Here is an 18,108-nt window from a genome sequence, read left to right on the forward strand (position 1 = left end):
CCTGCACATGGATATCATCGGCGCACTTCAGATTTCTCTTGCTCAGCTGGTCGGCCCGTCGGCCATCTTCTACGCACTGCTCGCCATCGGCCTGAACCTGCACTTCGGCTACGCCGGTCTGCTCAACTTCGGCCAGATCGGCTTCGCCCTGCTCGGCGGCTACGGCGTCGGCATCACCACGATCACCTACGAGCAGCCACTGTGGCTCGGCATTCTGGTCGGTCTCGCTGCGGCCGGCCTGCTGGCTCTGGTGCTCGGCATTCCGACCCTGCGATTGCGAGCGGATTATCTCGCCATCGTGACGATCGCCGCATCGGAAATCCTGCGACTGGTATTCCGCTCCACGGCAACCGATTCGGTGACCAAGTCCACCAACGGCATCACCGGATTCGCAGCTCCGTTCACCAACCTCAGCCCGTTCGAGGGTGGAAAGACGTACAGCTTCATCGGCGTTCGGTTCCTGGGTAACGACCTGTGGGCCATGCTCGTCGGCTGGACGTTGGTACTGCTGCTGTGCGGGGTCGTATACCTGCTGACACACAGCCCGTGGGGTCGCGTTCTCAAGGCGGTTCGTGAAGACGAGGACGCTGCCCGGTCGCTGGGTAAGAACGTGTTCGTCTACAAGATGCAGGCACTCGTTCTCGGCGGCGTGATCGGCGGTATGGGCGGGGTGTTCAACGCACTGCAGACGCAGTCGATCAACCCAGACTTCTATTCGACCGCGCAGACGTTCTTCGCGTTCGGCGCTCTCATTCTCGGTGGTGCCGCAACGGTGTTCGGCCCCGTGATCGGCGCAATGCTGTTCTGGTTCCTGCTGTCCATTCCCGACGCGATTCTGCGGCAACTGATCTCGGGCGACGATCCGGTGCTCAACCTCACCGGTGCCCAGGTCGGTGCCACACGATTCGTACTCCTGGGAATTCTGATCGCCGTGCTGATGGTGTTCAGACCCCAGGGCATTCTCGGCAACAAGCGAGAGGTTCAACTCAATGCCTGACCCGAGCACCGGTGCCGCCGCAGATGCGACACCGAGCAAGAAAGCCAGCACACTCGAAGCACGTGCGGCCAAAGCACTGTCGACCGATCAGCGTGCCAGTCTGTTCGCCGGCGTCGCCAACGAGCCCGGGGCAGCCAAGCCCGACGCGACATTGGTGGTCGACGGGGTCTCGCGTACCTTCGGCGGCCTCAAGGCCGTCGACGTGGCGCACCTCGAGATCCAGCGCGGATGCATCACCGGTCTGATCGGACCGAACGGTGCGGGTAAGACTACACTGTTCAACCTGCTCACCGGATTCGACCGACCCGACACCGGAACGTGGTCGATGGACGGTCAGGAACTCGGCCGGATGCACCCTCATCAGGTGGCACGCAAAGGCGTCGTCCGCACCTTCCAGTTGACGAAAGCACTGTCGAAACTGACTGTGCTGGACAACGTTCGACTGGGCGCGACGGGCCAACGCGGCGAGCGCATGATCAACACGTTCATGCCGTGGACGTGGAAGGCACAGGAGCGTCAGATCACCGAACGCGCCTACGAACTGCTGGGGCGATTCAAACTCGACGCCAAAGCCGACGATCTGGCCGGCTCGTTGTCCGGTGGTCAGCGCAAACTCTTGGAGATGGCGCGAGCGTTGATGACCGATCCGTCGGTTGTCATGCTCGACGAGCCAATGGCCGGAGTCAATCCCGCTCTGACGCAATCGCTTCTGGGCCACATCAAATCGCTGCGCGACGACGGCATGACGGTGGTGTTCGTCGAACACGACATGGATGTCATCCGCGACATCAGCGACTGGGTGGTGGTGATGGCTCAGGGCAGCATCATCGCCGAGTCCACCCCGGAAGAGCTCTCCAACAACGGTGCCGTCGTCGATGCCTATCTCGGTAGCCATCACGATCAAGCACTCGAATTCGATGCCGACGGCAATCCCGTCGGAGCTACCGCCGAACTGGCCGAGGCATTGAAGCAAGCCGAGGTGGAGGAACTGCAAGCAGGAGGCGATCTTTCGGAACCGGAGTTCGTCAGCCCCGCAGCCACCGACACTGCTGCGGGCGGCTCGCACCGAGCCAAGGAGGACAACTGATGAGCGAACGAACTCTGACGCCGGCCGAGTTCGCGGCCACGCCGGGCGAGCATGCGCGTCTGGCCGAAGGAGCGTTGCTGCGCGCCGACGGTCTGGTTGCCGGGTACATCCCCGGTGTGAACATCCTCAGTGAGTGCAACTTCTTTCTGAACGACGGTGAGATCGTTGGCATCATCGGACCCAACGGTGCCGGTAAGTCGACTCTGCTCAAGACGTTGTTCGGCCTCGTGGCGGTCCGCGAGGGCAGTGTGAAGCTGCGCGGTGACAACATCACCTCCGCCGAGGCGCACGTTCTGGTGACCAAGGGCGTCGGATACGTGCCCCAGACGCAGAACGTGTTCCCATCGCTCACGATCGAGGAAAACCTCGAGATGGGAATCTATCTGCGGCCCAAGAAGTTCGGTGAGCGGTTCGACTTCGTCAGCGAGTTGTTCCCACTGCTCGGCGAACGCAAGAAGGTCAAGGCAGGTGCACTGTCGGGCGGTGAGCGCCAGATGGTGGCGATGGGGCGGGCCCTGATGATGGAACCGTCGGTGCTGCTGCTCGACGAACCGTCGGCAGGCTTGTCGCCGATGTTCCAGGACGAGGTCTTCATCCGCTGCAAGAAGATCAACGCGGCGGGCGTCTCGATCATCATGGTCGAGCAGAATGCCCGCCGCTGCCTGCAGATCTGCGACCGCGGCTATGTTCTCGATCAAGGTCGCAACGCCTACACCGATACCGGGCCGGCGTTGATGAACGATCCCAAGGTGATCGAACTCTACCTCGGCACTCTCGCGGGAAGCAAAGAAAAGAAGGCCTGACCCTCTCGACAAGAAGCCCCGACTCGACATAGTTCGAGTCGGGGCTTTCTCGTACCTGCGCCATAGGTACCGAACGTGGTGTCTTCGAACGACTCCGGGCCCGAGTCCTGATGTCAGGACTCGGGCCCGGAGGCTGTGCAGCAGCTACAGATCACTCACCGACGACGATGTATCCGTCCGTCGTCAGCTTGTTGTCGGGTCCGAAGACCAGGTTGCCGTAGGAACCGGTGGCGGGCTCGCCTGCGTCACTGAAGTTCAGCGCGCCGGTGACTCCGTCGTAGTCGATATCGGTGCCGGCCTTGACGAGTGGGAGGCACTCGGCGAAGGTCGTGCACTTCGTGCCGTCCTTGGTGATGCTGTTGATGTTGGCAGCGATGTCGGTGCCTGCCGTCGACTTCGCCTGCTCGGCTGCCAGCGCCGAGATGACGACCGCGTCGTAGGACTCACCGGCGTAGTTGAAGTCCACCAATGCCGGATCCACGCCCTTGAGTCGGTCCTGGAACGCGGTGCCGACGTCGGTCAGCGGGGTGGTGCCGCGCATCTTGTCGAGCAGGCCTGCAGCGACCGACTCACCGAGTGCGTTGCCCATGTTGCCGTCGACGCCGTAGACCAACGTGCCGTCGGACGGTCCGATGCCGATCTCGTGCATACGGGTGATGATCTTCGCGGACTCCTCGAAGCCGATGATGGCGACGGCATCCGGGTTGAAGTTCTTCACGCCGTCGACCTCGGCGTTGAACGACTGTGCGTTCGGGTCGTAGATCGTGGTCTGGATCTGGTCTGCCGCGATGCCGGCCTCTTCGAGGTTGTCGGCGGTGTTCTTGGCCAGGCCCGTTCCGTAGGGGTCGTTGAGAGCCAGGATGGCCACGCGCTGCGCGCCGTCCTCGGCGATCAGCTGCGAGAGTGCCTGTGCCTGCAGCACATCGGTGGGCGCGGTACGGAAGTACTGGCCCTTGTCCGGGTAGCAGACGAACTGGTCGGAGGTGTTGGCAGGCGAGAACTGCACGACACCCGCGCTGGCGATCTTGTCGATGACCTTGAGCGACACCGAGGACGACGCCGCACCGACGATGACGTTCGAGCCGCCGGCGAGCAGACGGTCGACCGTGGTGTTGGCGGTGTCGGTGGTGGTGTCGCCCGAGTCACCGGGGATGAGCGTGACGGGCTGGTCGAGGACGCCGCCCGCACCGTTGACATCGTTGACGGCCAGCTGGACACCGGCGACCTCGGGTGGTCCGAGGAAGGCCAGGGTGCCGGTCTCGGGAAGGAGGGTTCCTACCACCAGCGGCGACATGTCGGGAGTGGATCCGGCGGTGGCCTGCTCAGGAGTGCAGTCGGTGGAGACGGTCGTTTCCGCGGCCGACGTGCCGCCGCTGGCACTGGTGGAGTCGGTCGAGCCCGAGTCGTCGCTCGACGAACAGCCGAACAGTGCGAGCGAGGTGACGCTCAGCACTGCAGCCGTGCGGACATAGGTCCGAATTGCCATCTAGGTTCTCCTTGAAATTGCTCGTCGTTGAAGCTCACCTGAGTTACATGTGGCTCACGTGTGAACCAGACGCTAATGCTCGAAACCGGTTCGCAAGGCCTAGAACGACGCTCGTGACCTGACTGTGACCTAAGAGGTCGAAGTTTTACGTGGCCGTAGCTTTCCGCGGGCCGATCAGCTCTCTGCCACAGGGTTGTTCGCCGGAGTACCGAGTGTTTCGATCACGACCTCGGCTACCGCCTTCATCGTCGTGCGTCGGTCCATGGCGGCACGCTGAATCCACTTGAACGCCTGCGGTTCCGTCAGCGATTGCGTATCCATCAGGACGCCCTTGGCCTTCTCGATCAGCTTGCGGGTCTCGAGTCGGTCCTGAAGATCGGCGATCTCCGATTCGAGCGCAGAGATCTCGCCGAACCGGCTCGCGGCCAACTCGACTGCAGGCATCAGATCGGCCTTGGTGAACGGTTTGACCAGATAGGCCATGGCACCCGCATCGCGCGCCTTCTCCACGAGCTCTCGCTGACTGAACGCTGTGAGAATCACCACCGGCGCGATCCGCTTCTCCGCGATCTCGGAGGCCGCGTCGATGCCGTCACGACGCGGCATCTTCACGTCCATGATCACCAGATCCGGTCGAAGTTCGACAGCCAGTTCCACAGCCTGCTGACCGTCCGCGGCCTCACCGACCACGTCGTAACCCTCTTCGCGGAGCATCTCCACCAGGTCGAGACGAATCAGGGATTCGTCTTCCGCGACCACCACCCGCAGCGCAGGCTTGCCAGTACCGTGCGTATCAGGAGCATTCATCTGTACCGGTCTCCTTCGACAGTCGTCGCCCCTCAGGGGCATCGAGCAACTGAAGGGTACCGGTGCACGGGGCCGAAAGCGCATCTTCTACACTCGTCAATCGTTGCTTGAAAGACGCCAGCCCTCGTATCCCAATTGGCAGAGGAAACGGATTCAAAACCCGTCCAGTGTGAGTTCGAGTCTCACCGAGGGCACCACAGCACGATCGACCGGCCGCGACAGCGGTCGGGTCCACCCCCGATCACGCCTACAGTGGGGTGATGTACATACCCAGCAGTCTTCGTTGCCATGACACCAGCGCGGGCAAATTGTGCGCGCAGAAGGTCGACCACCGTTTCGGAGATTCCGCGGACCAGTCCGCTCAGTGGGTCTACTACACCTGCAGCGCCGACTCCGCCCACGAAACCGGTTACGTCGACCGCCTGGTCACCGCCTGAATCATGTTCGTAGAGCGCGCCTTTGTCCACGCCGACGATGTGGGATCGGAGTGGCCCTTCACCGTTCCCGCTGTCGCCGACCTCGCGCGCGAGGGACTCGAGTTTCTCGCACCGGTCACAATTCTGGTGGGCGACAACGGTTCCGGTAAGTCGACTCTCGTCGAGGCAATCGCAGAGCGTTTCGGCATCGACGCCCGCGGGGGTCGGGCAGCGCAGAAGTCTCGTCGACTGGACGAGGTGACGAGCGTCCTCGGCGAGGTGCTCGAACTCGAGACCACGCCACGAGGCGCGCGCATGCTGCGGGGTCCGCGCGAGCAGAAGCGGGGATTCTTCCTGCGCGCCGAGACTGCATTCGAGATGGCCGAGAACCTCGGCGGCATGCCGGGCTTCTGGGACGAGAACACCGCCGAAATGAGCCACGGTGAGGGCTTTCTCACCATGTTCGGTGCGATGTTGGCCGAACCGGGCTTCTATGTGCTGGACGAACCGGAGTCGGCCCTGTCGTTCACCGCGTGCCTGAACCTGGTCGCGCTGATGTCCCACTTGGGCGAGGAGGGGGCGCAGCTCGTCTGTGCCACGCATTCACCGATCCTGGCTTCGACACCCGGTGCGGACATCGTCGAAGTGGGTGAACACGGTCTGCGCCGAAGCACCTGGGACGAACTCGAATTGGTCCAGCACTGGCGGCGATATCTCGACGATCCGAACGTGTATCTCCGTCATCTACTCGACTGAACCGGCACCAACGCCACGTCCCGACGACGACGCACACTCCCCGGAGAGACTCCCATCGCCCGTTTGAACGCTTTGCCGAATGCTGCCTCCGACAAATAGCCACTGCGCCTGGCCAATTCGGCCAGCACCACGTCCTCGGACCGCAATGTGTCGTACGCGACCTGCATCCGCCACGTCGCCAGGTAACTCATCACCGAATCGCCGACCAATGCGGTGAATCGAGCCGAGAACGCCGAACGTGACATGTGTGCACTCGACGCCAGGGCCGCAACGGTCCATCGCTCGTGGGGATTTCGATGAATGCGAGCCAGCGCGCCCCCGATGCGCTCGTCCTGCAACGCTCCCAGCCAACCGGACTGCGCGCTCGGAGTGTCCGCAATCCATGACCTCAACGCCTGAATCACCAGAACGTCGGAAAGCCTCGTGATCACTGCCTCTCCCCCGGGCTCGAGCGATCGTGCCTCGTCGGCCACCATCGCGAGGACGGTCTGCATACGTGTGCGCCGCCGTTCGCTGTCTGCGTCGATCACGATCAGCGCCGGCAACAAACGAAGAAGCTGCTGCGCCGCAGGATGATCCATCCGGACGGCCCCGCAGACCAACACGGTGTCGGGTCCGCTCGCATCGCACTGGGCGATCACCGCGTACCGGTCGCTGACGTAGTCGTGTGGCACCTCGTACACGCTGGTCGCGTCGCCGACAGACTCGATGTCGGCCGCCAATACGTGCCCACGCCCGTGGGGAACCAACGCGAAGTCGCCGGGAACGAGCTCACGCGTCGACTCCCCGGGGACCGACAGCACACACGACCCGTCGACCACGGTGTGGAACCACACAGCGTCGTCCATCGCGGGCAGGGCCAGCCCCCACGAGCCACTCATCTCGGAACGCACGTAGAAGGACCCGGTCATTCGGAGGAAATGCAAAGCCTCACCGAGCGGATCGGGTGACTTCCAGGGGTCGGCTCCACGCACCGGACAATTGTCCCCCACGGCCGGGACGATCGGACATGAATTCGAGCCCTGCGCGCATTGTCCATCCACCCGCGACGCGGAAAGGTCGGAAGCGCACGACGAATCCCCGGGAAGGAAAACCGATGATCGACAAGATCTCCTCGATCGCCACCCTGGTCGCATCAGTCGGATGCGGCCTCGTCGCGGGCGTCATGCTCGCGTTCTCGGTCAGTGTTCTTCCTGGCCTGGCGTCGTTACCGGTGCCCGACGCGATCGCCGCGATGCAGAGATCGAACGCCGCGATCCTCAACCCACTGTTTCTGACGCTGTTCGTCGGTACGGCGTTGACCTGTTCTCTCGCAACCGTTCTCGCGATCACCACGGAGGGTGGGCGATCGACCTGGGTCGGCGCGGGAGCAGCGCTCTACGTGGTGGGCTGCTTCGTGGTCACGGTGGCGTTCAACGTCCCACTCAACGATGCACTGGCAGCGGTGGATCCGGCGAGTCCGTCGGGAGCCGACATTTGGCGGTCGTTCACGTCGAACTGGACGCGGTGGAACACCGTCCGGATCATCTCGTCGACGGCGGCGTGCGCCGTGCTGATCCTCGGTCAGGGCAGATCCGCGCTGGGCTGATCGGACTCACCGTCCTGGTGACGCCTGCGAATCTCGTCCTCGAAGCGGGCGATGAGATGATCGGTATCGGCAGTGGACACATCTCGCGCGCCTTCGTCCATCGCGGCGTCGCGTCCTCTGCGCAAGGCGGCGAGTTCGGCTTCGAGTTCGTTGTTGTCGAGTACGCGTGGATCCAACATCTCTCCATTGTGGTCCCACCCGAGTGCCTGCGCGCGCTGTTTGCTGTAATCGCGACATGAACGTCGTGCACAGCTTCGAACCGATAGTCGACGAGCACGCTCACACGCTGATACTCGGTTCGATGCCCGGTGTCGCATCGCTTGCTGCTCAGCAGTATTACGCTCATCCCCGAAATGCGTTCTGGCCGATCATGGGCGCGCTGTTCGGTGCCGGTCCCGAACTTCCGTACGAGGCGCGAACAGAGCGACTGGCGCGCAGCGGGATTGCTGTGTGGGACGTACTGAAGCTGTGTACCAGGACCGGAAGCCTGGACTCGGCCATAGTCGAATCATCCATCGTGGCAAACGATGTCGCGAACCTCATCGCAGGTCATCCCGGCATCGACACCGTGCTGTTCAACGGAGCAAAAGCTGCCGACAGCTATCGCAGATACGTCGCGAACGCGGTGCAGCAGGACGTCGAGTGCATCCGTCTGCCGTCCACCAGTCCAGCGCACGCCTCACTCACCCTCGAAGCCAAGACTCGACTGTGGTCGGCAGCACTCAGGCGCGAACGCGTTTCGGGAAGTGGCGAATGAGGCCCTCCTGCACGACGGTTGCGAGCAACTGACCGTCCATCGAGAAGAATCGGCCGGTGGCGAGTCCCCGCGATCCGGCCGCGACCGGCGATTCGGTCGCATACAGAGCCCACTCGTCGAATCGGAACGGTCGGTGAAACCAGATGGAGTGGTTGACCGTCGCCGCCACGATGCGGTCGAGTCCCCAGGACAGTCCATGCGTGGTGATGATCGAATCGAGCACCGTGGTGTCCGACGCATAGCCCATGGTCGCGGCGTGAAAAATCGACTCGTCCGGCAGATCGCCGTCCGCTTTCATCCACACTCGATTGTGGTTGAGCTTCTCACCGGTGCCGTGCATGATCCACGCCGGATCGTTCGCGTACCGCATGTCGATCGGTTTGAGTGCATCGACGAACATCTGCAGTCGGTCCTCGAACCCCACGAAGTGGTCGCCGAGAGGCGGCAGAGCATCGGGATACGGAACCTCGGGCACCTCGACGCTGTGCTCGAGGCCCTTACCGAAATCCTGGAAAGCAGCGAGCATGACGAACAGCTCGTTACCGTCCTGCAGCGCAGTGACCTGCCGGTTGGCGAACGCCCGGCCGTCGCGCTGACGACTCACCCGGTATTCGATGGGCTTCTTGACGTCACCACCGCGGATGAAGTGCGCATTGATCGCATGAACGTCCCGGGACGTTCCGGATACGGTCCGGCCGGCGGCGATGAGCGCCTGAGCGACGAGCTGCCCACCGAACGTCCGGCTCCCCACCTGCTCCGGATGCTGTCCGATGAACACATCCTCCTCGGTCTCCTCGAGGGCGAGGAGACCGAGAAGGGTTTCGAGATCGGTTCCGCGTACTGCTGTACTGCTCGGCGCGCTCTCGCTGACGCCGGTTCCCCCCGCTTCGACCACTTACCGGTCCTCTTCTCCGATTCGGTGCACATGGATCAAGTTGGTCGAGCCTACTGTGCCGGGAGGGGCACCGGCGACGATCACGACCTGATCGCCTCGGTTGTAACGACCGAGTTCGAGCAACGCCTTGTCGACCTCTTTGACCATCGCGTCCGTCGAGCCCACATCGGGAACCAGGAACGTCTCGGTGCCCCAGCTCAGGGACAGCTGACTGCGGACCTCGGAGATCGAGGTGAATGCGAGCAACGGCAGTTTGGTGTGGAGGCGAGCCAACCGTCGCACGGTGTCGCCCGACTGGGTGAAGGCCACGAGGGCCTTCGCGTCCAGACGCTCGCCGATATCGCGGGCGGCGTAGGAAATGACACCGCGCTTGGTGCGAGGAACGTGAGTCAGAGGAGGAACGCTGTCGCCTTCGGTTTCCACGGTCTCGACGATCCGAGCCATCGTCCGCACCGTCTCCATGACGTACTTGCCGACCGAGGTCTCGCCGGACAGCATGACCGCGTCGGTACCGTCGAGCACTGCGTTGGCGACGTCGGACGCCTCGGCGCGGGTGGGACGGGAGTTCTCGATCATCGATTCGAGCATCTGGGTCGCAACGATGACGGGCTTGGCGTTGGCGCGGGCGATCTGGATGGCGCGCTTCTGCACCAGGGGCACCTGCTCGAGTGGCAACTCTACGCCGAGGTCACCGCGGGCGACCATGATCGCATCGAACGCGAGCACGATGGCTTCGAGGTTGTCGACGGCCTCGGGCTTCTCGAGCTTGGCAATGACCGGAACTCGGCGGCCGACGCGGTCCATGACTGCGTGGACGAGTTCGACATCGGCGGGAGAGCGCACGAACGAGAGCGCGATGAAATCGCATCCGAGCGCGAGGGCGAACTCGAGGTCCGCAATGTCCTTCTCGCTCATGGCAGGAACGGAGACGTCCATGCCCGGGAGGGAGACGCCCTTGTTGTTACTGACCGGACCACCCTCGGTGACCCGACACAGCACGTCGTTGCCTTCGACGCCGGTGACGACGAGGCCGACCTTGCCGTCGTCGACGAGCAGGCGGTCGCCTTCCTTGGCGTCCTGAGCCAGCTCCTTGTACGTGGTCGACACACGATCGTGGGTGCCCTCGCACTCCTCGACGGTGATGCGGATGAGTTCACCGGCGGCCCAGGTGGTGGAGCCCTCGGCGAATCGGCCGAGTCGGATCTTCGGTCCCTGCAGGTCGGCCAGGATGCCCACGGCTTTGCCGGTGGCGTCCGATGCGGCGCGAACTCTCTCGTAGTTGGCCTGGTGATCGGGGTGATCGCCATGGCTGAAGTTCAGTCGTGCGACATCCATTCCACTCTCGACGAGTTCGCGGATGCGCTCTGTGGTTGCGGTTGCGGGTCCAAGGGTGCAGACAATCTTCGTACGTCGGCTCACGGTTGCGAGCGTAGCCGCTGGACGCCTTGTTCTCTATCGCAGAGGAACCCGGCCGAATACTACCGACGGGTAGCCTCGCCGGGCCGCTGCTGAAAGCACCTGTACCGGTACAGAGACGAGTGTCACACCACCGCCAGAGGCAGCGCCGTGGGGTGTACCGGGGACGGCAATTCCGAGTGTCCAGTGAGGTAAGCGTCGACCCCGTTGGCAGCCGAACGCCCCTCGGCGATCGCCCACACGACCAACGACGCACCGCGGTGGGCATCCCCACAGACGAACACACCCGGGGCCGTCGTCTGCCAATCGGGACCACACGACAACGCGCCGCGCTTCGTCAGCGCCAGGCCGTAGTCGTCGAGCAGCGGTCCATGCTCGACACCCTCGAATCCGATGGCGAACAATGCCAGATCACAGGGCAATTCGACCTCCTCACCGATGGGCGTCACGATGCGTCGCCCGTCCGCGTCGCGCTGCACCTCGACCTCGGCGAGCACCATGGCGCGCACATGTCCGCGCTCGTCGCCGAGGAATCGCTGCACCGCGACCTGATGACGCACGACGCCACCCTCCGCATGAGCAGGCGACGTCCGGAGCACCAACGGCCACGACGGCCATGGCGAAAGACTGTCGTCACGGGCACCGGGAAGAGCAGGGTTGTAGTCGAGCTGAGTGACCGACGCGGCACCCTGACGGTGAGCCGTGCCGAGACAATCGGCCCCGGTGTCTCCGCCGCCGATGATCACCACATGCTTGCCCGCAGCGGATATCGACGTCGGCCCGTCGCCCTCGCATTCCTTGTTCGACGGCACCAGATGCTCCATCGCCAGGTGGATGCCGTCGAGTTCGCGGCCGATCACCTCGGTGTTGTCGCGAGCCCGCAGAGCGCCGACGGCGAGCACGACCGCATCGAAGCTCGCGCGCAGTTGCTCGACGGTGAAGTCGATGCCGACCTCGCACTCGGTGACGAAATGCGTGCCCTCGGCCCGCATCTGCATCAGCCGCTGATCGAGCACCGACTTCTCCAACTTGAATTCGGGGATTCCGTATCGAAGCAATCCACCGAGCCGATCGTCGCGCTCGTACACGGTGACATCGTGCCCGGCCCTGGTGAGCTGTTGCGCCGCAGCCAGCCCCGCCGGACCCGAACCCACGACGGCCACTCGCTTACCGGTGGTGATCGTCGGAGGCTGGGGAACGACGCTGCCCTGTTCCCAGGCCAGGTCCGCGATGGTCTGCTCGACCCGCTTGATCGTCACACTTCCGCCGGTGGCGGCCTCGGAAATGGACAGGACACAGGCAGATTCACACGGAGCCGGACACACTCGTCCGGTGAACTCCGGAAAGTTGTTGGTGGCGTGCAACCGATCACTGGCCGCGTCCCACCGATCGCGGCGCACGAGATCGTTCCATTCCGGAATCAGGTTGCCCAGCGGGCATCCGGCAGTTCCGGAGTGGCAGAACGGAATTCCGCAATCCATGCAGCGGCGCGCTTGTTCCGAGACCTCAGCTGCGCGTTCGCTGCTGGGCTGATCCGAGTACACCTCGTTCCAGTCCCTGACCCGTTCGTCGATAGGACGCTTGGCGGCCTCACGCTTGACGACCTTCAGAAATCCCTGTGGATCAGCCACGTGCAGCCTCCATGATCGCAGCGTCGACGTCGCGCCCCTCGGCGCGCGCCATTCGTGTCGCCTCCAGCACTCGCTGATAGTCGACGGGCATGACTTTGGTGAACAGAGCGGATCGGCGGGGCCAGTCGGCGAGCAGCGATGCCGCGACGGTGGAGCCGGTCCAGCGCTCGTGGTTCTCGACCGTCTCGCGCAGCCACACCAGATCGTCCGGATCGGGAACCTGCAACTCGACCATTGCCGTGTTCACGTCCGCGGGGTCGAGACCCAGAACGAAGGCGATACCGCCCGACATGCCGGCCGCCATGTTGCGTCCGGTCGGCCCGAGCACGACAACCCGTCCGCCCGTCATGTACTCGAAGGCGTGATCTCCCACGCCCTCGTTGACCGCAACGGCTCCGGAGTTGCGCACGGCGAACCGCTCCCCCGCCTTACCGCGCAGGTACACCTCCCCCGACGTGGCTCCGTAGAGAATCGTGTTTCCGGCAATGACGTTGTCCTCGGCAACGAAGGGTGCGTCCTCGGCCGGTCGGACGACGATGCGTCCTCCCGACAGGCCCTTGCCCACGTAGTCGTTCGCGTCGCCGACGAGATCGATCGTGATTCCGGGCGGCAGGAATGCACCGAGCGATTGCCCGGCAGAGCCGGTGAACGACACGCGAATCGTGTCGTCGGGTAGCCCGGCCGCGCCGTAGCGTCGCGTGACCTCGGACCCCAGAAGTGTTCCGACCGTGCGGTTGACGTTGCGCACGGGCAGCTCCAGCGTGACCGGATGTGCGTCCTCCAATGCCCCCTCGGCCAGCTGGATCAGCGTGCGATCCAGCGCGAAATCGAGGCCGTGGTCCTGATCGCGTAGGCGTCGACGCTGCGTCATGGGCGCGCCGTGTCGATCCACCGGCATCGCGAAGATGGGTGTGAGGTCGAGTCCCTTGCTCTTCCAATGTGCGACGCCGGCCGCGGTCTCGAGCACGTCTGCGTGGCCGACGGCCTCGTCGATGCTGCGGAACCCGAGCTGCGCGAGGTACTTTCGCACATCCTCGGCGACGAACCTGAAGAAGTCCTCGAGGAACTCGGGCTTGCCGGTGAACCGCTTGCGCAGTTCGGGGTTCTGAGTCGCGACACCCACTGGGCAGGTGTCGAGATGGCAGACCCGCATCATGATGCATCCCGCGACGATCAGAGGTGCCGTCGAGAACCCGAATTCCTCGGCACCGAGCAGCGCCGCGATGATCACATCACGGCCGGTGCGCATTCCGCCGTCGCACTGGACGGTGATGCGATCGCGAAGTCCGTTGAGCACCAACGTCTGTTGGGCGTCGGCCAGCCCGATTTCCCAGGGCGCACCGGCATGCTTGAGAGACGTCAACGGAGCCGCGCCCGTGCCACCGTCGCATCCCGAGATCAGTACGACGTCGGCGTGCGCCTTGCTCACTCCCGTGGCCACCGTGCCCACTCCTACCGAGCTGACGAGTTTGACGTGGACGCGCGCGTTCTCGTTGGCGTTCTTGAGATCGTGGATCAACTGCGCGAGATCCTCGATGGAATAGATGTCGTGGTGCGGAGGCGGGGAGATCAGGCCGACCCCGGGCGTCGAGTGCCGAGTCTTGGCCACCCACGGGTACACCTTGTAACCGGGCAGCTGCCCGCCCTCACCGGGTTTGGCACCCTGCGCCATCTTGATCTGAATGTCGGTGGCGTTGACCAGATAATCGCTGGTCACCCCGAACCGTCCACTCGCGACCTGCTTGACGGCACTGCGCCGGCTCGGATCGTAGAGGCGATCGACGTCCTCTCCGCCCTCACCGGAGTTGGAGCGCCCACCCAGATTGTTCATCGCAACGGCCATGGTCTCGTGCGCCTCGGCAGAGATGGATCCGTAGCTCATCGCGCCGGTGTTGAACCGAGTGACGATGGACTCGACCGGCTCCACCTCGTCGAGCGGAACAGGAGTGCGCACATGGTCTTTGAACTCGAACAGGCCCCGGAGTGCGCCCCCCTCACGGGCGAGCCGGTTCACTTCGTCGCTGTATTTCTGGAACACGTCGTAGCGACCGGTGCGTGTTGCGTGCTGCAACAGGAACACCGTCTCGGGAGTGAACAGGTGGAGTTCGCCCTCACGCCGGAACTGGTACTCGCCGCCGATCTCGAGGCGGCGGTGAACACGGTCGGTAGGATTCTCCGGGTATGCCTTCCGGTGACGGAGTTTGACCTCTTCGGCGAGGACGTCGAGACCGACTCCGCCGAGCTTGCTGACGGTGCCCTTGAAGTACTCGCGCACGACCTCGCGATCGAGACCGACCGCCTCGAAAACCTGTGCGCCGGTGTAGGACCCGACGGTCGAGATTCCCATCTTGGACATGACCTTGAGCACGCCCTTGCCGAGCCCGTACAGGTAGTTGCGCACCGCGACAGTGGGTTCGACCCCGGTGAGCTCACCTTCGCCGACCAGGTCCTCGATCGACTCCATGGCCAGGTACGGGTTGACCGCCGCCGCACCGAATCCGATCAGCAGGGCCAGGTGGTGCACTTCTCGTGCATCGCCGGACTCGACGACGAGAGCGACCTTGGTGCGTTCCTTGGTGCGCACCAAGTGGTGGTGCACAGCAGAGGTGGCCAGCAGGGACGGAATCGGTGCCCGAGTGTGGTCCGAATCGCGATCGGAGATGATCAGCGTGCGGTAGCCGGCAGCGATGGCTTCCGATGCCCGCATGCGCAGTTCTTCGATGGCCTCGGCCAGACCTTCCCCACCACGCTCGACCTCGTACAGTGCGCGCAGCACGATCGCCGACAGACCGGGATGATCACCGTCGTCGTCGATGTGGATGATCTTGTTGAGTTCGTCGTTGTCGAGCACCGGCCACGGCAACACGATCTGCCTGCACGACGCGGCAGTGGGCTCGAGCAAATTCTGCTCCGGTCCCATCACTCGCGACAACGACGTCACGATCTCTTCTCGGATGGAGTCGAGTGGCGGGTTCGTGACCTGCGCGAACAGTTCGATGAAGTAGTCGTACAGCTGACGAGATCGCTGGGACATCACCGCGGACGGGGTGTCGGTCCCCATCGACCCCAGTGGCTCGCCCCCGGAGGCGGCCATCGGCGTGAGCACGACGCGGAGATCTTCCTCGGTGTAGCCGAAGGCGATCTGTCTGCGAATCACGGACTCGTGGTTGTACTGAATGTGGGCGCGCTCGGGCAGGCTCTTGATTTCCAGCAATCCGGCGTGCAGCCATTCCTGGTAGGGATGTTCCTGCGCCAGTTGCAGTTTGATCTCCTCGTCGGGAACGAGACGCCCGGCGACGGTGTCGACCAGAAACATCTTGCCCGGTTCGAGGCGGCCCTTGGCGACGACCTGAGATTGCGGCACGTCCAGGACACCCGCCTCGCTGGCGAGGATCACCCGACCGTCGGCCGTCTGCCACCACCGACCGGGGCGCAGACCGTTGCGATCGAGAACGGCCCCGACGTAGCTACCGTCGGTGAACGTGACGCAGGCCGGACCGTCCCACGCTTCCATCATCGACGAGTGGAACTGATAGAACGCCCGTACCCGCGGATCCATCGTGCGATGGTTCTCCCACGGCTCCGGCACCATCATCATCACGACGTGGGGAACGCTCCGGCCGCCCAGGTGCAGCAATTCGAGGACCTCGTCGAGCGACACCGAATCGGATGCATCGGGATTACAGATGGGGAAGAGCCGCTCCAGATCGCCGGGGATGAGATCGCTGGACAGCATCGCTTCCCGAGCTCGCATCCGGTTCCTGTTGCCCTTGACCGTGTTGATCTCTCCGTTGTGCGCTACGTAGCGGTGCGGGTGCGCCAACGGCCACGACGGGAAGGTATTGGTGGAAAAACGACTGTGCACGATGGCAATTGCACTCGTACACAACGGGTTACGCAGCTCCGGGAAGAACAGGGGCAGCTGCATGGTGGTGAGCATGCCCTTGTAGACGATGGTGCGTGCGGACAGCGAAGGGAAGAACAGGCCCGAGCCTTCTGCCTCGATCTCCGGGGTGACGCGCTCCGACCGCTTACGCAGCCCGTACACCAATCGGTCGAGTTCGAGACCGGCCGGACGTGAACCGTCGACCTCGGGGGCCGCGACGAAGAGATAGCTCATGTACGGCATGCATCCGAGCGCCGTCAGTCCGACATCGGCACGATCGGGATCGACCTCGACCGGAACCCACCCCAGGACCTCGAGACCCTCTTCGGCTGCAATGGATTCGACTCGCTGCACGGCCGACCCGCGCTCACGGATGCCCTGCGGCAGAAAGCAGACACCCGCCGCGAAGGTGTTCTCGCCGTCGCCGTTGGCGGACGGTAACTCGAACGACGACAACGAATCGAGAAGTTCTACGGGCAGCTGGATCAGAATGCCCGCGCCGTCACCACTGTTGGGCTCGGCACCGGCAGCACCACGATGTTCCAGATTCTCCAGTGCCAGAACACCGTCGGACACGATCGAGTGCGAACGGCGTCCGGCGATGTCGGCGATCATCGCGACGCCGCAGGAGTCCTTCTCCGCGCTCGGGTCGTACAGTCCTTGCTCGGCAGGCATCCGAGAAAACAACACCACGATCACCTCCACGTAGACCGGTGGGTGCTTCGGATGGCGCAGTGTCGACACGCTGCACTGTGAGCCTCGGCTACCCCGCCGGCTGGTCGCCCGAACCGACATAAAGTGCCGGATCGACCGAATTCGATGCCTATCGGGAATTCACCGGGACAGCTCTGGCCCGCGAAAGAATCCGAGATCGCTCTCGGATGGCGAAATCGTATCAGTTGCCGATCGCAACGATGCAATCGCGAACGGCGCTGGGCTCAGTCGCGCAGGGGGCGCCCGTGTTCATCGCGCACGCTGCCCGTGAGCATCATGATCCCGTCGATCAGCGGCCAGATACCGCCGATGCCGCACGTGAGCCACGTGACCGCGATCTGCGCCACCGCAATTCCCGGCTGATTCAAATAGAAGCGTCCTGCGCCGAAAACACCCAGCAGGATGTTCAGCAGCCCGGCAGTGAGCTTCTGCTTGTCCGAGAACGGTTCACCGGTGACGGGATGCCGTCCGTAAGGAGCGCTCGGATCCACCCAACCGGGAGCACCGGCGTACTGGGGGCCTAGGTAGTGGGGTCCTCCGTACTGGGGTCCTCCGTACTGGGGACCTCCGTATTGGGGACCGCCCGGAAACGGGGGCGGCGGGTAACCCGCACCGGGCGGTGGACCGTCCGGTGCACCGGAGCTACGGTCGTCACCTCCGGACGCGCCGTACGGATCACTGCCCCAATTCGGCGGACCGTAGCTGGGGTCGGGAGCGCCGTACACCGGGCCCGGTGCCGCGTTCTTCTCGAACGAGATGGTGGGCTCCGAACCCGAGCCGTCTCCCGCCGATCCGCCCGGTGTCGATCCGTCCGATGACGATGTACCTGAATCACTCACAACGAACTCCCTCGACGACGCGCTACGGGT

Annotated in this window: 16 protein-coding genes and 1 tRNA gene; 8 read left to right on the forward strand and 9 right to left on the reverse strand. The window is 63.9% G+C overall.

The genetic code is table 11. The annotated features are described in order from the left end of the window. Positions 1-7 precede the first annotated feature (7 nt). Genes AB0O58_RS12770 through AB0O58_RS12780 form a run of 3 tightly spaced genes read left to right on the forward strand, consistent with a single transcriptional unit; the run spans position 8 to position 2,887 of the window. Entirely contained in the window at positions 8-997 is a 990-nt protein-coding gene (locus tag AB0O58_RS12770; RefSeq protein WP_027497263.1) for a branched-chain amino acid ABC transporter permease, read from the forward strand. Next, entirely contained in the window at positions 990-2,084 is a 1,095-nt protein-coding gene (locus tag AB0O58_RS12775) for an ABC transporter ATP-binding protein (RefSeq protein ID WP_366238247.1), read from the forward strand. The genes AB0O58_RS12770 and AB0O58_RS12775 overlap by 8 nt, the downstream gene beginning before the upstream one ends. Further along, a complete protein-coding gene (locus AB0O58_RS12780) occupies positions 2,084-2,887 on the forward strand; it encodes an ABC transporter ATP-binding protein (protein ID WP_094717881.1) in 804 nt (267 codons plus the stop codon). Before AB0O58_RS12775 ends, AB0O58_RS12780 begins: the two co-directional genes overlap by 1 nt. 151 nt (positions 2,888-3,038) lie before the next feature. Here the strand turns inward: AB0O58_RS12780 and AB0O58_RS12785 are convergent, their stop codons facing one another. Then, positions 3,039-4,373 (reverse strand): ABC transporter substrate-binding protein, encoded by a 1,335-nt coding sequence (locus AB0O58_RS12785; protein WP_032400012.1) that lies wholly within the window; start codon positions 4,371-4,373, stop codon positions 3,039-3,041. A gap of 174 nt (positions 4,374-4,547) precedes the next feature. Continuing rightward, positions 4,548-5,180: an ANTAR domain-containing response regulator gene (locus tag AB0O58_RS12790; RefSeq protein ID WP_032400011.1), complete on the reverse strand. Its 633-nt coding sequence runs from the start codon at positions 5,178-5,180 to the stop codon at positions 4,548-4,550. Between the two features lie 120 nt (positions 5,181-5,300). On the opposite strand from AB0O58_RS12790, the gene AB0O58_RS12795 reads away from it, so the two are divergent. The 3 genes from AB0O58_RS12795 (at position 5,301) to AB0O58_RS12805 (ending at position 6,352) form a co-directional block, all read left to right on the forward strand. After that, positions 5,301-5,377 (forward strand) — tRNA-Leu (locus AB0O58_RS12795). A gap of 63 nt (positions 5,378-5,440) precedes the next feature. Next, a complete protein-coding gene (locus tag AB0O58_RS12800) occupies positions 5,441-5,617 on the forward strand; it encodes a hypothetical protein (RefSeq protein ID WP_165430221.1) in 177 nt (58 codons plus the stop codon). Positions 5,618-5,620: 3 nt separating this feature from the next. Next, positions 5,621-6,352 (forward strand): AAA family ATPase, encoded by a 732-nt coding sequence (locus AB0O58_RS12805; RefSeq protein WP_032400010.1) that lies wholly within the window; start codon positions 5,621-5,623, stop codon positions 6,350-6,352. Here AB0O58_RS12805 and AB0O58_RS12810 read toward each other — a convergent pair. Next, complete coding sequence (locus tag AB0O58_RS12810; protein ID WP_206498129.1) at positions 6,337-7,326, reverse strand: AraC family transcriptional regulator; 990 nt, start codon at positions 7,324-7,326, stop codon at positions 6,337-6,339. The two genes, AB0O58_RS12805 and AB0O58_RS12810, sit on opposite strands and share 16 nt — an antisense overlap. A gap of 122 nt (positions 7,327-7,448) precedes the next feature. Here AB0O58_RS12810 and AB0O58_RS12815 point away from each other — a divergent pair, with 122 nt between their 5' ends. Next, on the forward strand, positions 7,449-7,940 hold the full coding sequence (locus tag AB0O58_RS12815) for an anthrone oxygenase family protein (protein WP_032387812.1): 492 nt from the start codon (positions 7,449-7,451) through the stop codon (positions 7,938-7,940). On the opposite strand, the gene AB0O58_RS12820 is transcribed toward AB0O58_RS12815, so the two are convergent. After that, a complete protein-coding gene (locus tag AB0O58_RS12820; protein ID WP_027497271.1) occupies positions 7,916-8,119 on the reverse strand; it encodes a hypothetical protein in 204 nt (67 codons plus the stop codon). The genes AB0O58_RS12815 and AB0O58_RS12820 overlap by 25 nt on opposite strands. Before the next feature lie 56 nt (positions 8,120-8,175). Between AB0O58_RS12820 and AB0O58_RS12825 the strand changes: the two genes are divergently transcribed. After that, positions 8,176-8,697 (forward strand): DNA-deoxyinosine glycosylase, encoded by a 522-nt coding sequence (locus AB0O58_RS12825; protein WP_032368067.1) that lies wholly within the window; start codon positions 8,176-8,178, stop codon positions 8,695-8,697. Here the strand turns inward: AB0O58_RS12825 and AB0O58_RS12830 are convergent. The 5 genes from AB0O58_RS12830 to AB0O58_RS12850 all read right to left on the reverse strand — a co-directional run bounded on the left by AB0O58_RS12830 (position 8,663) and on the right by AB0O58_RS12850 (position 18,078). Beyond that, on the reverse strand, positions 8,663-9,592 hold the full coding sequence (locus tag AB0O58_RS12830; protein WP_032370334.1) for an acyl-CoA thioesterase II: 930 nt from the start codon (positions 9,590-9,592) through the stop codon (positions 8,663-8,665). The genes AB0O58_RS12825 and AB0O58_RS12830 overlap by 35 nt on opposite strands. Beyond that, entirely contained in the window at positions 9,593-11,011 is a 1,419-nt protein-coding gene (gene pyk / locus AB0O58_RS12835; RefSeq protein ID WP_027497274.1) for a pyruvate kinase, read from the reverse strand. 122 nt (positions 11,012-11,133) lie between these two features. Next, complete coding sequence (locus AB0O58_RS12840; protein WP_032406685.1) at positions 11,134-12,639, reverse strand: glutamate synthase subunit beta; 1,506 nt, start codon at positions 12,637-12,639, stop codon at positions 11,134-11,136. Next, on the reverse strand, positions 12,632-17,215 hold the full coding sequence (gltB, locus tag AB0O58_RS12845) for a glutamate synthase large subunit (RefSeq protein ID WP_366238272.1): 4,584 nt from the start codon (positions 17,213-17,215) through the stop codon (positions 12,632-12,634). Before gltB ends, AB0O58_RS12840 begins: the two co-directional genes overlap by 8 nt. A 248-nt stretch (positions 17,216-17,463) precedes the next feature. Continuing rightward, positions 17,464-18,078 carry a TM2 domain-containing protein gene (locus AB0O58_RS12850; protein ID WP_052061431.1) on the reverse strand — a complete coding sequence of 205 codons (615 nt, stop codon included), beginning with the start codon at positions 18,076-18,078 and terminating at the stop codon, positions 17,464-17,466. Between the last annotated feature and the right edge of the window lie 30 nt (positions 18,079-18,108).

Source organism: Rhodococcus sp. NPDC080181 (assembly GCF_040702225.1).
GTDB lineage: Bacteria > Actinomycetota > Actinomycetes > Mycobacteriales > Mycobacteriaceae > Rhodococcoides > Rhodococcoides fascians.

Coding starts and splice junctions, on each gene's coding strand:
- AB0O58_RS12825 (WP_032368067.1), top strand. CDS start 8,176: ATGAACGTCGTGCACAGCTTCGAACCGATAGTCGACGAGCACGCTCAC.
- AB0O58_RS12790 (WP_032400011.1), bottom strand. CDS start 5,180: ATGAATGCTCCTGATACGCACGGTACTGGCAAGCCTGCGCTGCGGGTG.
- AB0O58_RS12820 (WP_027497271.1), bottom strand. CDS start 8,119: ATGTTGGATCCACGCGTACTCGACAACAACGAACTCGAAGCCGAACTC.
- AB0O58_RS12775 (WP_366238247.1), top strand. CDS start 990: ATGCCTGACCCGAGCACCGGTGCCGCCGCAGATGCGACACCGAGCAAG.
- AB0O58_RS12770 (WP_027497263.1), top strand. CDS start 8: ATGGATATCATCGGCGCACTTCAGATTTCTCTTGCTCAGCTGGTCGGC.
- AB0O58_RS12800 (WP_165430221.1), top strand. CDS start 5,441: ATGTACATACCCAGCAGTCTTCGTTGCCATGACACCAGCGCGGGCAAA.
- AB0O58_RS12785 (WP_032400012.1), bottom strand. CDS start 4,373: ATGGCAATTCGGACCTATGTCCGCACGGCTGCAGTGCTGAGCGTCACC.
- AB0O58_RS12805 (WP_032400010.1), top strand. CDS start 5,621: ATGTTCGTAGAGCGCGCCTTTGTCCACGCCGACGATGTGGGATCGGAG.
- AB0O58_RS12815 (WP_032387812.1), top strand. CDS start 7,449: ATGATCGACAAGATCTCCTCGATCGCCACCCTGGTCGCATCAGTCGGA.
- AB0O58_RS12780 (WP_094717881.1), top strand. CDS start 2,084: ATGAGCGAACGAACTCTGACGCCGGCCGAGTTCGCGGCCACGCCGGGC.